20 protein-coding genes and 2 tRNA genes are annotated in these 17,833 nt (G+C 59.4%); 8 read left to right on the top strand and 14 right to left on the bottom strand.

Features of this window, described 5'->3' with window-relative positions; translation table 11 throughout:
• The first annotated feature begins 74 nt into the window (after positions 1-74).
• The gene (locus ACLB1Z_RS04810) at positions 75-605 is read left to right on the top strand and encodes a hypothetical protein (protein ID WP_409562288.1); all 531 of its coding nucleotides are present in this window, start codon (positions 75-77) and stop codon (positions 603-605) included.
• A gap of 4 nt (positions 606-609) precedes the next feature.
• On the opposite strand, the gene ACLB1Z_RS04805 is transcribed toward ACLB1Z_RS04810, so the two are convergent.
• The 4 genes from ACLB1Z_RS04805 to ACLB1Z_RS04790 all read right to left on the bottom strand — a co-directional run bounded on the left by ACLB1Z_RS04805 (position 610) and on the right by ACLB1Z_RS04790 (position 4,041).
• Positions 610-1,305 carry a Crp/Fnr family transcriptional regulator gene (locus ACLB1Z_RS04805; protein WP_409562287.1) on the bottom strand — a complete coding sequence of 232 codons (696 nt, stop codon included), beginning with the start codon at positions 1,303-1,305 and terminating at the stop codon, positions 610-612.
• Between the two features lie 138 nt (positions 1,306-1,443).
• Positions 1,444-1,989 carry a tetratricopeptide repeat protein gene (locus ACLB1Z_RS04800; RefSeq protein ID WP_409562286.1) on the bottom strand — a complete coding sequence of 182 codons (546 nt, stop codon included), beginning with the start codon at positions 1,987-1,989 and terminating at the stop codon, positions 1,444-1,446.
• Positions 1,990-2,192: 203 nt separating this feature from the next.
• On the bottom strand, positions 2,193-2,684 hold the full coding sequence (locus ACLB1Z_RS04795) for a hypothetical protein (protein ID WP_409562285.1): 492 nt from the start codon (positions 2,682-2,684) through the stop codon (positions 2,193-2,195).
• A gap of 97 nt (positions 2,685-2,781) precedes the next feature.
• Positions 2,782-4,041, bottom strand: a complete 1,260-nt coding sequence (locus ACLB1Z_RS04790) for a cupin domain-containing protein (protein ID WP_409562284.1) — start codon at positions 4,039-4,041, stop codon at positions 2,782-2,784.
• A gap of 458 nt (positions 4,042-4,499) precedes the next feature.
• Between ACLB1Z_RS04790 and ACLB1Z_RS04785 the strand changes: the two genes are divergently transcribed.
• Both ACLB1Z_RS04785 and ACLB1Z_RS04780 read left to right on the top strand, forming a co-directional pair.
• On the top strand, positions 4,500-4,781 hold the full coding sequence (locus ACLB1Z_RS04785) for a hypothetical protein (RefSeq protein WP_409562283.1): 282 nt from the start codon (positions 4,500-4,502) through the stop codon (positions 4,779-4,781).
• A gap of 360 nt (positions 4,782-5,141) precedes the next feature.
• Positions 5,142-6,074, top strand: a complete 933-nt coding sequence (locus ACLB1Z_RS04780; RefSeq protein ID WP_409562282.1) for a hypothetical protein — start codon at positions 5,142-5,144, stop codon at positions 6,072-6,074.
• Positions 6,075-6,095: 21 nt separating this feature from the next.
• Here the strand turns inward: ACLB1Z_RS04780 and ACLB1Z_RS04775 are convergent, their stop codons facing one another.
• From ACLB1Z_RS04775 to ACLB1Z_RS04760, 4 genes are all read right to left on the bottom strand, one after another.
• Entirely contained in the window at positions 6,096-7,502 is a 1,407-nt protein-coding gene (locus ACLB1Z_RS04775; RefSeq protein WP_409562281.1) for a molybdopterin-dependent oxidoreductase, read from the bottom strand.
• A gap of 297 nt (positions 7,503-7,799) precedes the next feature.
• Positions 7,800-7,875 (bottom strand) — tRNA-Phe (locus ACLB1Z_RS04770).
• 89 nt (positions 7,876-7,964) lie between these two features.
• Complete coding sequence (locus ACLB1Z_RS04765) at positions 7,965-8,189, bottom strand: DNA gyrase inhibitor YacG (RefSeq protein WP_013946310.1); 225 nt, start codon at positions 8,187-8,189, stop codon at positions 7,965-7,967.
• Between the two features lie 8 nt (positions 8,190-8,197).
• Complete coding sequence (locus ACLB1Z_RS04760) at positions 8,198-8,932, bottom strand: Maf family nucleotide pyrophosphatase (protein ID WP_409562280.1); 735 nt, start codon at positions 8,930-8,932, stop codon at positions 8,198-8,200.
• Positions 8,933-9,099: 167 nt separating this feature from the next.
• Between ACLB1Z_RS04760 and ACLB1Z_RS04755 the strand changes: the two genes are divergently transcribed.
• Both ACLB1Z_RS04755 and ACLB1Z_RS04750 read left to right on the top strand, forming a co-directional pair.
• Positions 9,100-9,807, top strand: a complete 708-nt coding sequence (locus ACLB1Z_RS04755) for a Crp/Fnr family transcriptional regulator (RefSeq protein WP_024275376.1) — start codon at positions 9,100-9,102, stop codon at positions 9,805-9,807.
• Between the two features lie 30 nt (positions 9,808-9,837).
• On the top strand, positions 9,838-11,118 hold the full coding sequence (locus tag ACLB1Z_RS04750; protein WP_409562279.1) for an adenylate/guanylate cyclase domain-containing protein: 1,281 nt from the start codon (positions 9,838-9,840) through the stop codon (positions 11,116-11,118).
• A 9-nt stretch (positions 11,119-11,127) separates the two neighbouring features.
• Here the strand turns inward: ACLB1Z_RS04750 and ACLB1Z_RS04745 are convergent, their stop codons facing one another.
• The 5 genes from ACLB1Z_RS04745 to ACLB1Z_RS04725 form a co-directional block, all read right to left on the bottom strand.
• Positions 11,128-11,625 (bottom strand): UPF0262 family protein, encoded by a 498-nt coding sequence (locus ACLB1Z_RS04745; protein WP_409562278.1) that lies wholly within the window; start codon positions 11,623-11,625, stop codon positions 11,128-11,130.
• An 8-nt stretch (positions 11,626-11,633) separates the two neighbouring features.
• On the bottom strand, positions 11,634-12,932 hold the full coding sequence (gene hisD, locus ACLB1Z_RS04740) for a histidinol dehydrogenase (protein ID WP_409562277.1): 1,299 nt from the start codon (positions 12,930-12,932) through the stop codon (positions 11,634-11,636).
• Between the two features lie 36 nt (positions 12,933-12,968).
• Entirely contained in the window at positions 12,969-13,442 is a 474-nt protein-coding gene (locus ACLB1Z_RS04735; RefSeq protein ID WP_409562276.1) for a DUF2948 family protein, read from the bottom strand.
• Positions 13,443-13,538: 96 nt separating this feature from the next.
• Positions 13,539-14,831: a UDP-N-acetylglucosamine 1-carboxyvinyltransferase gene (murA, locus tag ACLB1Z_RS04730; RefSeq protein WP_409562275.1), complete on the bottom strand. Its 1,293-nt coding sequence runs from the start codon at positions 14,829-14,831 to the stop codon at positions 13,539-13,541.
• A 115-nt stretch (positions 14,832-14,946) separates the two neighbouring features.
• Positions 14,947-15,138 (bottom strand): hypothetical protein, encoded by a 192-nt coding sequence (locus ACLB1Z_RS04725; RefSeq protein ID WP_013946301.1) that lies wholly within the window; start codon positions 15,136-15,138, stop codon positions 14,947-14,949.
• Between the two features lie 207 nt (positions 15,139-15,345).
• Between ACLB1Z_RS04725 and ACLB1Z_RS04720 the strand changes: the two genes are divergently transcribed.
• Positions 15,346-15,420, top strand: a tRNA-Thr gene (locus tag ACLB1Z_RS04720).
• A gap of 146 nt (positions 15,421-15,566) precedes the next feature.
• Positions 15,567-16,928: a tyrosine-type recombinase/integrase gene (locus tag ACLB1Z_RS04715; protein WP_409562274.1), complete on the top strand. Its 1,362-nt coding sequence runs from the start codon at positions 15,567-15,569 to the stop codon at positions 16,926-16,928.
• 47 nt (positions 16,929-16,975) lie between these two features.
• On the opposite strand, the gene ACLB1Z_RS04710 is transcribed toward ACLB1Z_RS04715, so the two are convergent.
• A complete protein-coding gene (locus ACLB1Z_RS04710; protein WP_409562273.1) occupies positions 16,976-17,173 on the bottom strand; it encodes a hypothetical protein in 198 nt (65 codons plus the stop codon).
• 183 nt (positions 17,174-17,356) lie between these two features.
• Between ACLB1Z_RS04710 and ACLB1Z_RS04705 the strand changes: the two genes are divergently transcribed.
• Positions 17,357-17,833: a DUF6878 family protein gene (locus ACLB1Z_RS04705; protein ID WP_409562272.1), complete on the top strand. Its 477-nt coding sequence runs from the start codon at positions 17,357-17,359 to the stop codon at positions 17,831-17,833.

Genomic DNA, 17,833 nt, shown 5'->3' with positions numbered 1-17,833 from the left:
TCCGTTCGCCTATTATAAACCGTTCTGATATATCCAGGGGCACAACGTAACCCTCACATCTGCACGGACACCTCGTGGACCTGCCAAGTCTTGCCCGCGACCTCGATAAACTGGCGACTGCTGACGCCGTCGTTGCGGACAGCTACATCCGATATGCGTTGAGGAAGGGCGTTCTCTATGGCCTCGCCGGCATTCTTGCCGTCCTGGGGCTCGCGATTATGGGCTTAGCACTCTATTGGCTGCTGGAAGAGAGCGTCGGCCGCATCGGCGCCGCAGCATTGGTTGGCGTCATCGGCTGTCTTCTGGCAAGCCTCGTCGCGATCATCGCGATGCTTCAGCGCCCTGGACGCGAATATGCCGTCGCCCAGGAAATGCGGAGATCCACTGTCTCGGCCCTCGAGAAAAACGTCGGAAGCCCGGCCATAGGGCCTAGTGCCTATATCTATCCTGCCAGCGAGGTATTGATCAGCTCAGTCTTGCTGCCGCTGCTGGGATCCCTCATTCACAGCCTCAAATCGCCCCGCAGCAAGGCCGCGGAAACACCGGCCAAGCTGGACAACTCCACCGCCTTGAGCGCGCCACCAGCGGAGTCTCGGGAAACCTGACGCCTCACTGACCTGCAAGTTCGGCTAAACGGTCGCCGTCCAGGATGTGAACTTCCGTACCGCGGACGACGTCAATGACGTGCATGGTGCGCAGCTTCGTGATCGTCCGGCTGACCGTCTCGATCGTGAGACCCAAGAGATCCGCAATGTCGGAACGGCGCATCGGAAGCTTGACGACGTTCTCTTCGCCATCAGAGGCCCGGGCAGAAAGGCCGAGGAGGAAGCCCGCCAACCGCTCCATCGCGCTCTGCTGCCCGACCGACACGAGCAGGCTGCGAGCAGCCGCGAGCTCGGCCGAGACGGCCTTGTAGAGCCTCAGTGCCAACCCAGCATCGCGGGCAGCTTCCTGTTCCAGGGCGGCCGCCGACAGGCACCGCACTTTCGCCGGGCACGTCGCCTGAGCATCGAAAATGTGCTCGCGCAGCGTCCCGAGCCCGATGTAATCGCCGGGATATGCAAATTCGATGATCTGCCGCCGGCCATCACCGAGCAACTTAGAAAGCGCGATGACACCTTCTTCGATGCGGAAAACATGGGTCCGCGGATCGCCATCGCAGAAAACATGCTCTTTGGCTTCGATACGCCGGATCGTCCCACGCTCAAAACGATCTGCAGAACTGTCGCTTGAAGAACTGGCAGCGGAGGCCGCAATGTGTGCCCCGTGGGAATTAGCTCCGATGACCTGAGAAGCGCCCAGCATGTCCAACCTCCTGCAATGCCGACTGTCTGCGGTGTGTCAGGAGTTCTAGCGACCGTTCGTTCGGCACATATGCGGCTGGCGTAACGGTTTGTAATTGTTTGTAACAGCGAGAAAGTTACGCGATAGCAATGCGTTAGCCTATTCGCCGGGCTGGGCGCCTGCCTGCGAAGGGCCATTTGCATCGGCGCCCAGACGTTTTAAGCCTTCCGCCGCTGCATAAAGCGTCGGCTCCAGCGCCAAGGCCGCGCGGAAGTCGGATATGCTGGCTGTCCGGTCGCCGATCATCTCGTTGGCGAGCCCTCGATTCAGAAATGCGGGAGACATGTCGGGCGCCAACTCGATCGCCCGCGAATAATCGGTAATCGCCCGATCAGGCTTGCCTAGATCGAGATACACGTTGCCGCGATTGTAATACGCGAAATTGTTGGCCGCGTTGGCGTCGATCGATGACGTAAAATCCGCTATAGCTTTCTTCAGCTGATGCTGCTGGGCGTAGGCAATGCCGCGGTTCATGTAAGCCGTGGACAGCGGATCGCCGAGCATCGTGCGCCCGATCACTTTCGTGCAACCGCGAATTTGCCGGGCCAGATTGGCACCGTCGTTACAATCCGCAATAGCGTCAGCTCGTCCGGCGGCCGGAATGACCGCTACAATAGCCAATATTGGATAGACGACACGTCTCACGGGTACACGGCCTTGCTACTCACTGGACCGACCGTTCCTTGCAGGAACGGGGACCGAAACATTTGGCGCTGACTATGCGGCCTCTCCAAATATGCCGCGCGCCAGCACAGTCTCAAGACCCAGCATCACGCGGCGCGGATAAAAATTCCATAACAGAACGAATTTATGCACGTTTGATTTGTGTCACGTTAAAAACGCCGACTTTAGCCGCCATCGACCATAAGTCTCCCCCGCCGCCCGCTCGTGCCCCTGGCAGGCGCGTTGCTGAAAAGGCGCGCATAGAGCAGCGCAAGGCAGACGAAAAATGCGGTATGCGCCGCGGCAAACCAAGCCATGCCCGCAACCGTCAGATGCCGCGACCCAGCGAACCCTTCGCCCGTGAGCGGCAGCACCACCGCGGCGTTGAGCACCCATACGGCAAAGGCATAGAGAAGCCCCTTCATAACGGAAGCCCCTGGAAGGGAGGGCTCCAGAACGAACGCATAAACGATAGCCATCGCCATGCCGACGGCCGCGTGAAATTCCCATCGGAATGCAGCCGTCGCGGGCAAGTGAATGCCGGTCGTTATCTGGAGCAGCCGGAGCAATCCGCCATGCGCCGTCGCCAGCGAAATGAGGTCGGCAGCGCGCAGCAGCAGCGAATTTAGCGTAATCGCGATAGCGCCCGCGATGAGCGCCGCAAAGATTCGAGACATGTTTAAACCAGAAGAAACCATGGCCGCCGTGGTCTTGTACGCCGGGGCGGCCATAGTCCAATGATTTATTGTGATGGTTCTGCGCCGATGCCGGGAACTACCCCGGCACCTTGCCCGGTACGATTCCCGGCGCGTCACTTGGGAATTTCGCGATGTCGGCAACATCGATGTTGAGGTGCTGCGCCACAAGAGACGGCGGCGTATGGGTCAGCCAATCGGAAAGGCTGATCTCCTGATAGTCGGGGACTTTGAAGACAGCCACAAACTTGAGGTCGGTCTTGCCGACGTTCTGAATCACATGCCCTTGGCTCTTCTTGACGTAGCCAACGTCCCCCGGCCTAAAGTCAGCCGTAACGGCATGCGGTCCGGCATCGAACACAGTCATCCGGCCCTCGCCTTCCATCCAGTACTGCCACTCGTCTGCGTTCGGATGCCAGTGCATTTCACGCACGGCGCCCGGCTTCAAAACCTCCATCGCCGCAGCGATCGTCTTTGAGGCTTTGAAGATCGAGCTGTCGGCCATGCGCAGTTCGCCCGAAGGATTGGCTTTGACCGGCTTCGAAGATCCGAGCTTAAAGGTGAACGGATTGGGTGGCGTCCCGCCCGACGCGACAGCCGCTTGATCGGCAGCGAGCGGCCCCGGCTCCTTGCCCTGGAATATCCAGAGATCCTGCAGCGGAATATTCTTGAAGACATCTTTCGGCACGCCAAAATTTGCGGCCAAGATATCGGGTGGCGTATGCGCAAGCCAATCAGTGACCAGCAGCGTGCTGTATTCCGATTGCCGGCCTTCGTCGAAAACCAGCACGAACTCCGCCCCGTCAGGACCAAGGCCCTGAAGCGAGTGCGGGAAGCCCGCCGGAAAATACCAAAGATCGCCCGGTCCAACGTCATCAACGTAGGCATGACCCTCCGGATCAAGAACGGTCACGCGGCAGCGGCCGTTCGTCATGATCGCCCACTCGGCTGCCAAGTGCCAGTGCATCTCGCGAACGCCGCCCGGCCCAAGCCGCATATTCACGCCCGACACCGCCTCAGAAATAGCGAAGTCGGCCTGCGTTAACTGCCGAGCCCATCCACCATTCTGGATGCGCTTCTGCGCATTGTTGAACGATCCCCAGAAGAGCGGCATGCCGCCGACATCCGTGGGCGGCGGACTTTCGAAAGACGGAAACTGACTATTGATGACCGGGTTCTTGGGACCTGGGTCCGACAGCCCACCAGGATTGGCGTTGATTGCACCTTCAGCCGGCTGATCGGGATTTCCAAACGTCGCAGCACGCGCCGCCGCTGAAGATGCCAACGTGCCGGTCGCCGCCGCGATCGCGAGAATATTTCTGCGGGAGATTTCGTTCATGAGACACGCTCCAATCGAGATGCAAAGCAATCATCAGCGGAGACCATTGACCACGCCGCCGATCCGAAGTGCGACGAACGTAGTGGGGCAAAAGGCAACCTTCTTTCACAATCGCCGCGGTGATTGCGGATTAGCACGAACGGCGATCAGACCAAGAAACCGGATCGATGATCGCCAGCTGCTAAATTCTAAAATTGGAAATCTGAATTTGAAGGCATCAGCGCCCGTTCAGGCCGCATCGCATAGATAATCCGCACGCGTTGCGGTTGGCGCAATATACTTACGTATAGCGTTCAGAAACGATTGTCTCCTGCACTCATCCCAACGTCGCCGTTTTACGAACCTTTGTGCGATAGCGAAAGAAACGTGAGCGGACCAAATTGTCGGTCAGCTGCTCACGAGCCAACGAGACCCGAAAGCAGCGGAAAATAAATCAAAGCTCTTTGGGAGTAATGGCTATGTCAATGCACAAGATTCTTTCCCTCGCAGTTGTTGCCGGTGCGTTCGCTCTTTACGGTGCCCCCGCAAACGCTGAATCGCTTCCGGAAATCGTGAACCAGCAGATCAGCGATCGCGGCGTCCCGAGCTACTCGGGTGCAGAAAACGGTTCAGACGCATCGATCGTCCAGCAGCAGCTGCAGCAGTACGGTAACTCGGCTCAGCCGGATGTTGATGCCTCGGCCTCGCGCGGTCACGATGACTCGCTCGTCCGCCTTCAGTACGAGCAGATCCCTCACTAACCACTAACGATAGCAGACCCTCGCTTGCCCTAAAAAACCCGCCGCTCCTCCCGGCGGGTTTTTCTTTTTTTGTTTAATGCAACGTTGAAAACTCCGGTCAGTTAGCCTGAATATTGCAGGCAGGATGTGCGCCGGCCGAGAGCGCGCCATCACCGATCGCAGCGTCATCAGTTCATGAGTTAATCGCGCCGCAGATGTCTAATCTGCCAGCTTCAGAGAGAAAATCCCGCAACGGCTGTGCGTATTTTCCCAATTGAACGAGACAAATCTCCCAACGCGAACATTTATCTCTACACAGATAGACTAGCCCATAAGGCATATGCCAGCGTATTCGGATCGTTATATTTTTCGGAGTAAGCGATGCCGACAATATTGCTGGGCGGCCGACGCGATTGGCGAGAAATTCTCACGACTAAGCATGCTCGCCTGACAGCACCGCCCCCAAAAAAGAAAAAGCACTTTTGGAAACGTGCCCGCACTGTCGCGGCGCCCGAGCCGATCGGGACACGGCCGAAAATCACATTCCTGGAAAAAGAATTCAGTCGAGACACTGTGCGGGAATCGGAATTCGATTTCATATTGCCATTCTCAATGGAAGACTACGCCATACTGCGAGATTGCCCGCAGGTTCGGCACAAATGCATCTTCCCGGAAGAACACATCGCGAAAGCTATAGACGATAAGATCGTCTTCAACGCGCTGATGATGGAGTGTGGATACGCAAACTGCATTCCACGCGTAGGCTCACCAAGCGAATTGGAATTGCCCTTCATTCAAAAGCGACGCGTCGATGAGTACGGAATCCATACCCGCATCATCACGAAGAGGTCAGAGACAGATAGGATCCACGATCCCGACTTCTATTTTCAAGAGTACGTTCCAGGTGCCGAGGAATATGCTACGCACGCGATCTGCGTCGCCGGCCGTCTGGTTTACGTGAAAACATACAAATATCTGTTCAACAGTGATACTTACACAAAGTCGGCGCAAAACCATCCGTTCTGCGTTGAAGACTTAGGCGGGTACATACCCTCGGAGCTTGCCAGCATTTTCGCAGACCTCTCTTACACCGGATGCGCATGCTTTAACTTTAAGCTCAAAGATGAGACGCCGATGATTTTCGAACTCAATCCTCGGGTCGGAGCGTCCTTCGCAAGAAATTATGAGCCCTATCTGTGGGCGTATATGCGCGCTGTGCAGGACAACAACAGAAGAGCAGCAAACCCGGACGTCTCACGTCCTGGTCTGAACAGAGCTTCGCTCACGGAGATAGCTGCACGCCAATCGCAGTGAACCTCTCTGCATCCGAAAATCTCACGAAAATCGAACGAAGAATTTGGGAATGGCGGAAAAATCATAGCCGCCCGCATTATAGGGCACCCGCGCAGGTTGGCGATCGCCCCGCCTATCGACCACGCACGTTTCGATGAGATATGTTCCCGGTAGAGGCGACAACGGAATTTCGAACCTCACCCAGGTATAGCGGTTAGGCTGATGATCGATGATCCGTGCTGGCTCCCATTGGCCGCCGTTGACACGCACATCGACGCGTTTCACGCCCCAGTGCGGCGCCCAAGCATAGCCCCGCAAGGTCTGTGGCCCCGACGGCAGGACGGGCAGTTCACCGCGATTAAGCGGATAGTTGGATGGCATTTGGGGTTGCTTGGCGAGCACCAATGGTATTGCAAGCATGGACCGGGATGTATGCCACGTCACCGGAACACCGATGACGTTCTTCGGCGTGACGAATCTAAACTCGTCGTCGCTGGACGGTTTCGGCGGCGGATAGTCTGGCCCAACCATGGAGTGGCCAATTGTGTTCAACCGCACCCAGAAATCGTGCGACGCAATCTTGATTTCGGTTAGCCATTTCGTGGATGCGCCGCCACACCAGCCCGGCACGAGAGCCCGGACTGGAGCGCCGTGATCCGGTGGCAACGGCATGCCGTTCATCTTGAAGGCCAAACCGATGTCCTCGCCGCGCTCGATCAGTTCACTGATTGGAAGCGGTCTGCCGGTATCGGATTGAGAGTTCGGCGCCTTGCCGTCGACTCCCGACCAGAAAAGCACGCTCTTGGCATTGGCCTTCAGGCCGACACGACCGAGAATCTCGCTCATCGGAACGTACTGCCATTCCGCCTGTCCTACGCCGCCAAGCCCCCAGCCGTTTCCTGATACCTCGGTTGGCGACGAAAGCATGTCCTGCTGTTCCCAAAACAGGGACCGGCCATTCCCCGCACACTGCATGACGCTGACGATCGACCGCGACGGCATCCTGAGGATGTCATCGTAAGTGAGTTCAAGCGGCCGCTCTATCGCGTCGCCATGGATTTTGAGACGCCAGAATCGCGGATCGACGCGCTGATCGATCTCCGCACGTGGGGTCGGATATTCGTTGCGAATGTAGAATTCTTCGACTGGCGTAATGTACGTATCGAAGTTCCACCACGCCCCTCCTTGGTTCGTGGCGTTGAGGTCGGTGAGTAGACCGACGTCCTTCACGAACGAGGGATGATAACGGGATGGCCCACTGCCGCCATGCAGAAAACTTAGTCTCGGCTGTTCCGGCGCGGATACTGCCTGTGCGGCCGCGCTCGCGTTTTTTGCACCCAGCATCCCTGCCGCTGTGAACCCCGTAGCGCCAAGAAAAAACCGGCGCCGGTCGACGGACGACCTATCGGAAAATTGCCCGAGATGCGCGTCAACGAAGGCGTCGTTCATAAATCTCTCCATCTCCGGTCGAATACCCGGACGTACTGGATTTCATTTGTGAACGCCGACACGCGGCCGATCGCGAAAGTGTAGCGGAGGGGCGCACTGCACTTCACGGAGAAGGCAAAGCCTAACAGCCTCTGCTCCGCCGTTACAATGAATGATCAACGACAGGCACACCCATGCGTTTATGCGGCCGTCGCGAGCACTCCGCGCCGTCCGTACAAGGACGCCAGATTTTCCGGATTGAGGCCGTGTTCTGCTGAACGAATTTTAGCGAGGGACTTCAAAGAATACGTTGGGCAATGGTGCCCAGGGGCAGAATTGAACTGCCGACACTGCGATTTTCAGTCGCATGCTCTACCAACTGAGCTACCTGGGCCTGCCTCCGCGGCGCAGAGCCCCGAACGAAGTAGGCGGTCCTTATAGGGGGGCGATTGGCGGTATGCAAGCGCCTCTCGCAAGGCTTTTTTATACCCCCTCGTCTTCGTCCCCCGAACGCTTGCCGTTCTCGGGCGGCGTCGCGTTGTCGCCCTCGTCTTCGTCCCGTCCGGCAATGGCATAACCGCCCGTAAACCACCGCGCGAGGTCGATATCGGCACAGCGCTTAGAGCAGAACGGCCGATAGGCCTCGGCAGCCTCCTTGCCGCAGATCGGGCACTTGAGCGGCTTCGCTCCGGACTTGGCAGCGGACATAACGAAACTCAATCGCGGTCGACTTCGGCGTATTTCAGCCAGTTGTACTGGATCGGGAACTTCTCGGAATTGAGAAGCCCCACGACTTCCGTCAAGGGCAGTCCGACCACGTTCGTATAAGAGCCGATCAGCCGCTGCACGAAGCAGCCGGCCAAGCCCTGAATGGCGTATCCGCCGGCTTTGCCGCGCCATTCACGCGAGGCGATGTAGGATTCAAGCTCCGCCTTGTTGATGTAGCGGAAGCGCACCCGCGTATCGACAATCTTCGTCCGGACGCGATCGTCCGGCGTAATCAGGCAAATGCAGGTCTGGACCTTATGTGTCCGGCCCGAAAGCAGTTGTAGCGACGCCATCGCCTCTTCGATGTGCGCCGGCTTCATCAGGATCTTGCGACCCATCGCAACGACCGTATCGGCGGCCAGGATGTAGGCGCCTGCAAGCTCCGGATCGTTGGCGATTTGCGCGCGTGCCACTTCCGCCTTGGCGCGGGCCAGCCGGGACACCAGGGCACGCGGCATTTCTCCACGCTTCGGCGTCTCATCGATAGAGGCGGGACGCAGTGCATCCGGATTCACCCCGACCTGAGCCAGAAGCGTAACCCGGCGAGGACTGGCGCTGGCGAGCACAAGCTGCGGCCGCTCAATAGCGGCGTTCGTCTCCGATCGCTCGCGCGACAGCGTGCGCCGCAGCGTTTCTCGTCCGGGCACGCCGGACCGGGCAAAGACGGGCAATAAACTGCTCATGAGCGTCGTTATCATAACCGTGACCACAGGCGATAGAATAAAGGCGACACACAAGAGGCGAACAATGCGGCCGTCGTCCCAGCCTTTGCAAGCCCCAGCCCATGCGTTGCAGGCGGCACCAAAACAGGGCATGAATAGCCTGATCTTTCCCAGATTTGATGGCCGCAATGGCTCTGAAACCAGACCCCGCCGACGTACTTGCCAGGACGCCGCTTTTCGGCACGCTCGACGAATCGAGCCGAAAGGCTGTCGCGGCAGAGCTTCGTGACTCCGCCTACGAGCCCGGCCAGATCATTTTTTCGCGCGGTCAGGCCGGTTTAGAGCTTCACATCGTCACCAAGGGCCGCGTCCGGCTTTCGGTCCTGACGTCCGATGGCCGCGAACTATCTTTTGCGCATGTCGAGGCCCCTTCGATCTTCGGCGAGTTGGCGGTCTTCGACGGCCTTCCCCGCTCCGCCGACGCGACCGCCGTCAACAAGGTCGAAACGTTGATGCTGTCGAAAGCCGCATTCGTCCGGCTGCTCGGTACCCAGCCCTCCGTCGGCGAGGCCGCGGTGCGTTTTCTCGCTGGCCGTCTGCGCGATGCCGATGAGCAACTGGAAGCAATCGCCCTGCACCCGATCGAAGCCCGGCTTGCGCGCTTTTTCCTTGCATCTGTTCGCCAGAAGGACCCGGCCGGAAAAGCCGAGAAAGTTTCGCTTGCCCTCCCAATTTCACAAAGCGAGCTCGCCCTGCTCGTCGGCGCCAGCCGTCCGAAGGTCAACGCCGCGTTGGGCATGCTCGAACAGGAAGGCGCCATCGAGCGTCGAGGCCAACAGGTCATTTGCAACATCGCGGCACTGAGCGGCATCGGCCGCCTCGACGACAGAGATTAGTCGTCTTGCCGCAATCGCCGGACCAAGCACATGACGATCGTTGATCGGCCAAAGCGGCGTGCCCTGCCTACGTTGGCAGTTGGGTGGTTCAAGGCCGCCTTCGATGGTATCCGCAGTTTTATTCGCCGGATATCCAATATCGGCATCAAAGGCTATCCGCCGGACATCCAGCGTCGCCTCAAGATCGTCAATGTATTCTCGGCGCTCGTTGTCGTCACGACCTGCATCTACGCAGCTCAGCTCTGGGCCTCTGGCGTGAAAGAGATGCTGCCCGCCGTCTATATCAACTTAGGCGTCGCGCTAATCGTCGCTCTCGTGCCGCTCATGCATCGCTACAACGAGATCGCGGGCGGACTGCTGCTCGTCATCGCCGAGTTTTCCGCTCTCATCGGGTTCACCGCATTTTTCGGACGGATGGGCGGCGCACCACTGCAATACGTGATCGCCGCCGCAGCGCCGTTCGTCATTTTTGAAGCCCGGCGCTTCCGGATCATCATCGCCATCGTCTGGCTGGCGCTGATCCTGCACCTGTTCGTCTGGTTCTCGTTTCCCATGGAAGCCGCCAAGTTTCGTGTCGACGAGAAGACGATCAACTCGCTCTACGTCCAGGCCGCCGTGACGACGTTCGGACTGATCGCCGCTTGCGTTTATTATGCCTTCAGCCTGTTCGAGCGTGCCAAGGCCGAAACCGAGACGGTCCTCCGCAACGTCTTGCCTGACAGCGTGGTCGAGCGCCTCAAGGAAGCACCGGGCGAAACGATCGCTGACGGCTTTTCCGAAGCCTCGGTGCTTTTCGCCGACATCACCGGCTTCGTCGGCATGGCGCGCGGCCTCGGCCCGGAAAAAACGGTCGCGCTTCTCAATCACCTGGTCATCGCCTTCGATGAAATCGCGGATCACCACGGCGTCGAAAAAATCAAGACCATCGGCGATGCCTACATGGTCGCCTCCGGCGTACCCGTCCCTCGCAAAGACCATGTCGAAGCGCTTGCGGCCACCGCACTCGACATCGTCACGGCAGTGAAACGCATTAGCATTGAGGAAAATATTCCAATCAGCGTTCGCGTCGGCATGGCATCGGGCCCGATGATGGCAGGCATCATCGGCAAGAATAAATTTAGCTATGACGTGTGGGGCGATCCGGTCAATCTCGCGAGCCGTCTGGAACAGTCGAGCAACCCGGGCTTTATCGCCATCTGCCCGACATGCGCCGGCGCGCTGCAAAGCACGTTCGTTTTAGAACCGCGCGACGATATCGAGATCAAAGGCGTCGGCCAGCAGACCTCCTGGTATCTGCTTGCCCGCAAATGATCCGGCCACTCATCCCTTCCAGTGCAGCGAGCAAACGAGCGTGAACAGCCGCCGCGCCGTATCTTCATCGACGACGATCCGCGGCAACAGCTTTTCCTTGAGCAGCACACTGCCTTCGTCGTGCAGCGCGCGACGGCTGACGTCGATGGCCTGAATACGGGCCGGTGGCGCTGTCCGGACCGCTTCGTAGTACGACTCGCAGATCATGAAATAATCTTTCACGATCCGCTTGAGCGGAGCCAGCGCCATACCCAGTTCAACCGGATCGCCGCCTTCCGCTGGAGAAATTGCCAGAACGAGGCGCTCCTCCGTCAGCGACAGATGCAGCTTATATGGACCTGCATCCATTTCTTCGACGCGAAAGCTGTTGCCGTCGAGGATATCAAAGATCGCGACTTCGCGTTCATGCTCGATACTCGAGTTCGCGCGCCCCAGCGACTTTGCATCGAGCGTGATCTCTATCAGCCGGTCCCGGCTCTTTTCCGGTGAAGCGACGGTTTGGTCCATCTCGTTTTTTAACCTGCTTTTTCGAGCCGGATTTCCACGGAACGCCGATGCCCTTCGAGCCCTTCCGAGCGAGCAAGCGTCATCGCAGCAGGGCCAAGTTTCGACAGCGCCGCCGCATCGAGCTTCAGGATCGACGTCCGCTTCATGAAGTCGAGAACGCCAAGCCCGGATGAGAACCGCGCGCTCCGCGCCGTAGGCAGCACATGGTTCGATCCCGAAACATAATCGCCGATCACTTCCGGCGTCACACTACCGATGAAAACAGCACCCGCGTTACGAATTCGTTTCGCGAGATCTTCGGCGTCTGCGGTTGCAATCTCCAGATGTTCGGCAGCGATCCGATCGGCCAGCGGCACAGCCTCGCCAAGCGATCCTAGAATGATCGTCGCGCCATACGTGTTCCAGCTTTCGCCCGCGATATTTCCGCGCGGCAGCGTTTCGAGCTGGCGCTTCACGGCTTTTTCAACTGCGTTTGCGAACTCCGCATCGTCCGTCATTAAAATCGACTGCGCCGCCGTATCGTGCTCGGCCTGCGCCAGAAGATCGGCGGCGATCCATTCCGGATTGTTGTTCTTGTCGGCAATCACCAGAACTTCCGACGGCCCCGCGATGGAATCGATGCCGACGACGCCGAACACCTGCCGCTTCGCCGCTGCGACATAGGCATTGCCAGGCCCGACAATTTTCACGACCGGCTTGATCGTCTCCGTGCCGTAAGCGAGCGCTGCCACGGCCTGCGCACCGCCGATGCGATAGATTTCCGAGATGCCGGAAATTTTTGCCGCCGCCAGCACGAGCGGATTGAGATCGCCGCTGGGCGACGGCACCACCATGACGATGCGCGGCACGCCCGCAACTTTCGCCGGTACGGCATTCATCAGAACTGAACTCGGATACGACGCAAGTCCGCCCGGCACATAAAGCCCAACGGATTCCACCGCCGTCCAGCGATGCCCAAGCTCGACACCCGCGGCGTCCGTATAGCGATCGTCCGTGGGCAATTGGCGCTTGTGATGCTCGGCAATGCGATTGCATGCGAACGTCAGCGCATCGAGCGTCTCTTCCGAACACGCCGCATACGCCGCCTCGATTTCATCGGCCGTCACCGCAATGCCGGCCTTCTTGAGATCGAGACGATCGAACTTCTGCGTCAAGTCGATCAGCGCTGCGTCACCACGCTTGCGGACATCCGCGATGATCTCGCGCACTGCGTTATCGACATCGACCGACACTTCGCGCTTGAGGCCAAGAAGCTCAACGAACTGCGCTTCGAAACCGTTATCGTTATTGTTGAGACGCACAGGCATCGGCAATCTGTCCTTGGGAAGCGATCGAAAAGCAGATCAGCTTGCATCCTCGGGATGCTCGGGAGAGCGTTTTGTCCCCCACGCCGCCCCGAGATCTTTCAGTTCGACCTCGATACATTCGACGCTCAGCCGAATGGCCGCGCCACCTGAAAATGTCAACGTGACATCGCCTTCGGGAGAACCTTCGCCGCCCTTCGGCTCGAACGTAACGGCCAGCAGCGCGAGCGCTGTTCTTTTGTCCTTGAAGTCAATTCCCTGTACTTGCGCGGCATTCACCCGCTCGAACCGGATACCTGCCCGGCGGCGCTCGAAATTCTCGTCGCGGCGCCCCTGCGCGGTCTGCGAATGGCCCAGCGCATTCGCCCAGTCGAAACGATTGACGATCGCAGCAAACCGCTTTTCCTTCGGCAAATACGTCATCTCGCCGACGCGCAGCACCGCATCCTGCAAATGCGCGGAAATAATACCGAGGTCTAAGGTATCGAAGGCGATGAGCTTAAGGTCCGGCATCGGGCGCGATTGTCTCCGCAAGGCAGGCGGGCGGCTTGGAAAGGCCGAGTGATACAAAGACGCGCCGAAAGCTGCAACGTCTCCTGGTACAGAACCTCAACCGCTGCTGAGGCGCTCGATTTCAGCACCGCAGGCGCCGAGCTTCCGCTCCAGCTGCTCGAAGCCGCGATCCAGATGGTAAACGCGGTTGATGACCGTCTCGCCCTCACCTGCGAGCCCCGCGATAACGAGCGAGACAGAGGCGCGAAGATCCGTCGCCATCACTGGCGCGCCTTTCAGCGCTTTCACGCCTTTGATCGTCGCCGTGTCGCCATGGAGCTGGATGTCTGCGCCAAGCCGCGCCAATTCCTGCACGTGCATAAAGCGGTTCTCGAAGATCGTTTCGCGAATGACGCTCGTTCCCGATGCGCACGTCAAAAGTGCCATCAGTTGCGCCTGCAGGTCGGTCGGAAATCCTGGAAACGGCTGCGTCTCGACCGACACCGGCCGGATGCCGCCGCCATTCCCCACGATGCGTACACCGGTTTCGGCGGCTTCGACCGATGTGCCCGTCTCGCCCAGCACATCGAGCGCTGTCTTGAGATCGTGAATGTGCGCGCCTTCGAGCAGCACATCGCCGCCCGTTGCCGCTACCGCCATCGCGAATGTGCCGGTCTCGATACGGTCTGGCAGCACCGTATGCACTGCGCCTTCGAGCCGATCGCGGCCCTGAATGCGCAGCACCGACGTGCCGATGCCTTCGACATGCGCCCCCATTTTCGTGAGGCACGTCGCCACGTCACCGATCTCAGGCTCGCGCGCTGCATTCTCGATCACGGTCTCGCCCTTGGCGAGAGCCGCGGCCAACAGCACGTTATGCGTGGCGCCGACCGACACCTTCGGAAATACGATATGCGCGCCGCGAAGTCCCTTTGGCGCCCTGGCGACGACGTAACCGCTGTCGATGTCGATCTCGGCCCCGAGTTCCTTAAGACCCATGAGATGCAGGTCGACCGGCCGCGTGCCGATGGCGCAACCGCCCGGCAGCGACACCCGCGCCTCGCCCATTCGGGCGATCAACGGACCAAGCACCCAGAAACTCGCCCGCATCCGCGATACCATTTCATAGGGCGCGGTTGTGTCGACGATGTCGCGCGCCGTCAGATGGATGGTGTCGCCGAGATGGCCGGACGGGCTCGAACGCTTGCCATCGACGGCAAGGTCGACGCCGTGATTACGCAGAATTCGCACCAGAAGATTGACGTCCGCGAGATTAGGTACGTTCTTCAGCGTCAGGCGGTCTTCCGTCAAAAGGCTGGCGATCAGCAGCGGCAAGGCCGCATTCTTGGCGCCGGAAATCGGGATACTTCCCCGAAGCGCGTGGCCGCCGACAATTCTGATCCGATCCATGAATTCCAATCGTCTCCATGTGGAAAATCCGCACGAATCGGCCAGAGGGCCCGAGATCGCGTGATTATCCGTTGAGCATTACCCTCGGCAAGCCGCTTTTCCGGGTGAAGCAGCCTTAGTCCTCATGATTGCCGGACGATGTTTCCCCGTCGTCCCCATCCGTCTCTTTGTGGCGCCGCGCCGCAGCCTTGCGGCGTTTCAGGTTGGCGCGCAACTCCTCGGCGAGGCGTTGCTTCCGGGACATTTGGGCGGCCGACGGCTTTGCACCCGGATTTGCAGGCGGTTTTTGCGGCAAATCTCCGCTCATTCAGCCTTCGCGCGTCTCGGAATGTGTTGCAAGACTTGCATCTTCATGCTCCGTCCTCCCCCCTTGTCGATAGCTTGGCTTTCCGGCTTGCTCGCCGTCAAGCCTTGTGGCAGTGTCCGCCCGCCCGAGCCAGGAACATTTCCGGCACGCCGGTTGGCGCGCCTGAATTTTCCGTTCGTTGGCCCTCAAAGGCGATACGCCAAATCAGCTGCCGTAGCTCAGTGGTAGAGCACTCCCTTGGTAAGGGAGAGGTCGAGAGTTCAATCCCCTCCGGCAGCACCAGCTTATTTGAGGGAAACGCAGGAATTACGGGCATCGGCTCATTTTTTCCGTGCTGACCCGTAGCGCCCCGTAGGTTTCGCCGAACACTTCGACGAACACGGTGCTTCTTTGAGAAACGCTCGAGGATCATAACCTCGGAGCTTCACATGTCTGAAAATAAGCCCTCGATCAGCCCCATCGCGAAGGAAGGATTCTGGTGCCTTCACCGCCGTGTCCCCAAGGCATACACGCCGTATGAGCGACGCGCGTGGGTCACGATATCGACCGGCATCCGGGTCGCGCAGGATCCCCGCGCCATCCTCGCCCGCCAGAAGATCGAAACCCTGGACCGCGACCTCAAGCGCTATTGGGAGAGTCTCTCGGCGGGCGAAACACCGGCGAGTGCCAAAGCAATCTTCGCCGCGAAGAAGCTTGCGGTTCAACAGAACTGCCCGGTGGTGACCGACGCCAGCATACTCAGTGGTCACCTCACGGAACTCGCGCGCCGGATGGAACTTCTCATTCCGGGCCTCGACCTCGCCTCGGCAATCAAGGACCCTCCCGACACCCTCGCAGCCCGCATCACCCTTGCCGCCGGTCTCCCCGAACGTGAAGTGCATGATGACCGCAGCGGGCTTCGGGTTTCGCAAATGATCGAGGAGGTGGAACGCATCAACGCGACCACACTCGCCCAGAAGTCGCCGGCCCAACGGAAACGGTGGAAGGACCATCGGCAAACCAATTTGGATCTGCTCCTGCGCACCATCGGCTCCGACCCGTTGGTCTCGGAACTGTCCACCAAGCACACCCACCCCTTCCGGCAGCACTTCCAGAGCCGGGTCCTCAACAACGAGATCGCAATCAACTCCGCCAACCGCGCGATGAACACCGTCGCGGGCCTCTACTCGGTCATCGCCAATTTCTACCAGTACGAGGTGAAGAACCCATTCACGGGGACGCGCATCCTCGGCGGACAAGACGGGAAACGCGTGCCCTTCGACACAGGCTTCATCCAATCCCACATCCTCCGGGAAGGCTTCTTCGGCGAAGTGAACCCCGAGGCCCGCAGGCTGATCTATCTCACGGTGGAAACCGGCCTCCGCCTCTCGGAGGCCTGCGGCCTCACGGAAGAGGACATCCATCTGGACACCGATTTCCCTTACGTGAAAATCACCCGCAGGGGACGGACCACCAAGACGCTCTCTTCCTTACGCGAGATTCCGCTCGTCGGCGTCTCCCTGCTCGCCATGCGCGCGCAGCCGAAGGGTTTTCCCCGCTACCGGGACAAGGCCGATACGGCAAGCGCGCTCATCTACAAGGCCCTGAAGTCGCGCGACTGCCTCCTTGAAGGACAATCACTCTATTCCCTCAGGCACAGTCTTTCGGACCGGCTTCGTGCCGTCGAAGCCCCTCGGGATGTGATCGAGGACATCATGGGCCACACCCATATGTACGGCGATGGGTCTTCCCTCGAACACAAGCGGAAATACCTGCAGAAAATAGCCCTCGTCCCGCCCGCCACCATTTAAAAAGAAAGGGGGCCAGTTTGAAGCCTGGCCCCTCCGATATCACCCCGTCATTGAGGGGCGCCTTTTCTCGACAACGCCTCGAGTATTCTCCTCGCGCGCTCGCCGGGACCTTCCTTGCTTGCCTCGGCAAGCGCGTTTTCCAGCCTGCTCACCCACGGACCATAACGATCGGACACATGGACCGTCGCATAGGCCATGATTTCAAGGAGTTTCTGAATTTTCTCCGCTGACAGCTCATCATCCATAGGGCGCTCCGCACAAACCGGCGGCCGTCATCCCATCCGCGGAGCCCGCAGGCCAATACCATCACCTCAACCACGGGGAGCTACGGGACTTGCCCGCAGAGTCTTGAAGAACAGGCGAACCGGCCGGGCCGGGAGGAGAGGCCTCCCGCGCGAGCGGCGGGGGAACATCCGAAAGCCAGCCCCATGAACGAGCCCGCCAAGCACCCCATCATCACCAAGGCCGAACAGCACTACCTGGACCTCGCCCTCAAAATCGAAAGCCGCAAGACAGCGATCTTTGCGGCGATGAAGGCGCTACTTCTCGAAAGCATCGTTGTCACCTACGACGGCGAAAGCGACGAGGGGCAAATCGAAAGCATCACGGGTTCCCGGTATCCGGCGGGGTACGTGCCCACCAACACCGATGCCGACCTTGCTGCCCTGGTCGATGTCGATCTCACAGGCACGCCAGCCGTCGCGGCGTCCGCGTATGACTTCTTCCCCAACCTGCATGAGCTCGCCGAGGACCTTGCGTGGAACCTCATCGAAATGCACGACGCCGGCTTTGAGGACAACGATGGCGGTTACGGCGAGATCACATTCGATGCCGCCACGGGCAAGGTCAGGATGGAGATCAACAGGCGTTTCGTGGACGTGGCCACCAGCGAGCTGGAGGCATGA

This window comes from Hyphomicrobium sp. MC8b, from assembly GCF_905067615.1.
In the GTDB taxonomy this organism is placed as follows: domain Bacteria; phylum Pseudomonadota; class Alphaproteobacteria; order Rhizobiales; family Hyphomicrobiaceae; genus Hyphomicrobium_B.
This window is presented reverse-complemented; position numbering and strand designations above follow the sequence as displayed.

What these genes read in the sequence shown, in the direction of transcription:
- ACLB1Z_RS04805 (WP_409562287.1), bottom strand. Translation starts at nt 1,305, where the DNA reads ATGCTGGGCGCTTCTCAGGTCATCGGAGCTAATTCCCACGGGGCACAC.
- ACLB1Z_RS04795 (WP_409562285.1), bottom strand. Translation starts at nt 2,684, where the DNA reads ATGTCTCGAATCTTTGCGGCGCTCATCGCGGGCGCTATCGCGATTACG.
- ACLB1Z_RS04790 (WP_409562284.1), bottom strand. Translation starts at nt 4,041, where the DNA reads ATGAACGAAATCTCCCGCAGAAATATTCTCGCGATCGCGGCGGCGACC.
- ACLB1Z_RS04785 (WP_409562283.1), top strand. Translation starts at nt 4,500, where the DNA reads ATGTCAATGCACAAGATTCTTTCCCTCGCAGTTGTTGCCGGTGCGTTC.
- ACLB1Z_RS04780 (WP_409562282.1), top strand. Translation starts at nt 5,142, where the DNA reads ATGCCGACAATATTGCTGGGCGGCCGACGCGATTGGCGAGAAATTCTC.
- ACLB1Z_RS04775 (WP_409562281.1), bottom strand. Translation starts at nt 7,502, where the DNA reads ATGAACGACGCCTTCGTTGACGCGCATCTCGGGCAATTTTCCGATAGG.
- ACLB1Z_RS04765 (WP_013946310.1), bottom strand. Translation starts at nt 8,189, where the DNA reads ATGTCCGCTGCCAAGTCCGGAGCGAAGCCGCTCAAGTGCCCGATCTGC.
- ACLB1Z_RS04760 (WP_409562280.1), bottom strand. Translation starts at nt 8,932, where the DNA reads ATGAGCAGTTTATTGCCCGTCTTTGCCCGGTCCGGCGTGCCCGGACGA.
- ACLB1Z_RS04755 (WP_024275376.1), top strand. Translation starts at nt 9,100, where the DNA reads ATGGCTCTGAAACCAGACCCCGCCGACGTACTTGCCAGGACGCCGCTT.
- ACLB1Z_RS04750 (WP_409562279.1), top strand. Translation starts at nt 9,838, where the DNA reads ATGACGATCGTTGATCGGCCAAAGCGGCGTGCCCTGCCTACGTTGGCA.
- ACLB1Z_RS04745 (WP_409562278.1), bottom strand. Translation starts at nt 11,625, where the DNA reads ATGGACCAAACCGTCGCTTCACCGGAAAAGAGCCGGGACCGGCTGATA.
- hisD (WP_409562277.1), bottom strand. Translation starts at nt 12,932, where the DNA reads ATGCCTGTGCGTCTCAACAATAACGATAACGGTTTCGAAGCGCAGTTC.
- ACLB1Z_RS04735 (WP_409562276.1), bottom strand. Translation starts at nt 13,442, where the DNA reads ATGCCGGACCTTAAGCTCATCGCCTTCGATACCTTAGACCTCGGTATT.
- murA (WP_409562275.1), bottom strand. Translation starts at nt 14,831, where the DNA reads ATGGATCGGATCAGAATTGTCGGCGGCCACGCGCTTCGGGGAAGTATC.
- ACLB1Z_RS04725 (WP_013946301.1), bottom strand. Translation starts at nt 15,138, where the DNA reads ATGAGCGGAGATTTGCCGCAAAAACCGCCTGCAAATCCGGGTGCAAAG.
- ACLB1Z_RS04715 (WP_409562274.1), top strand. Translation starts at nt 15,567, where the DNA reads ATGTCTGAAAATAAGCCCTCGATCAGCCCCATCGCGAAGGAAGGATTC.
- ACLB1Z_RS04710 (WP_409562273.1), bottom strand. Translation starts at nt 17,173, where the DNA reads ATGGATGATGAGCTGTCAGCGGAGAAAATTCAGAAACTCCTTGAAATC.
- ACLB1Z_RS04705 (WP_409562272.1), top strand. Translation starts at nt 17,357, where the DNA reads ATGAACGAGCCCGCCAAGCACCCCATCATCACCAAGGCCGAACAGCAC.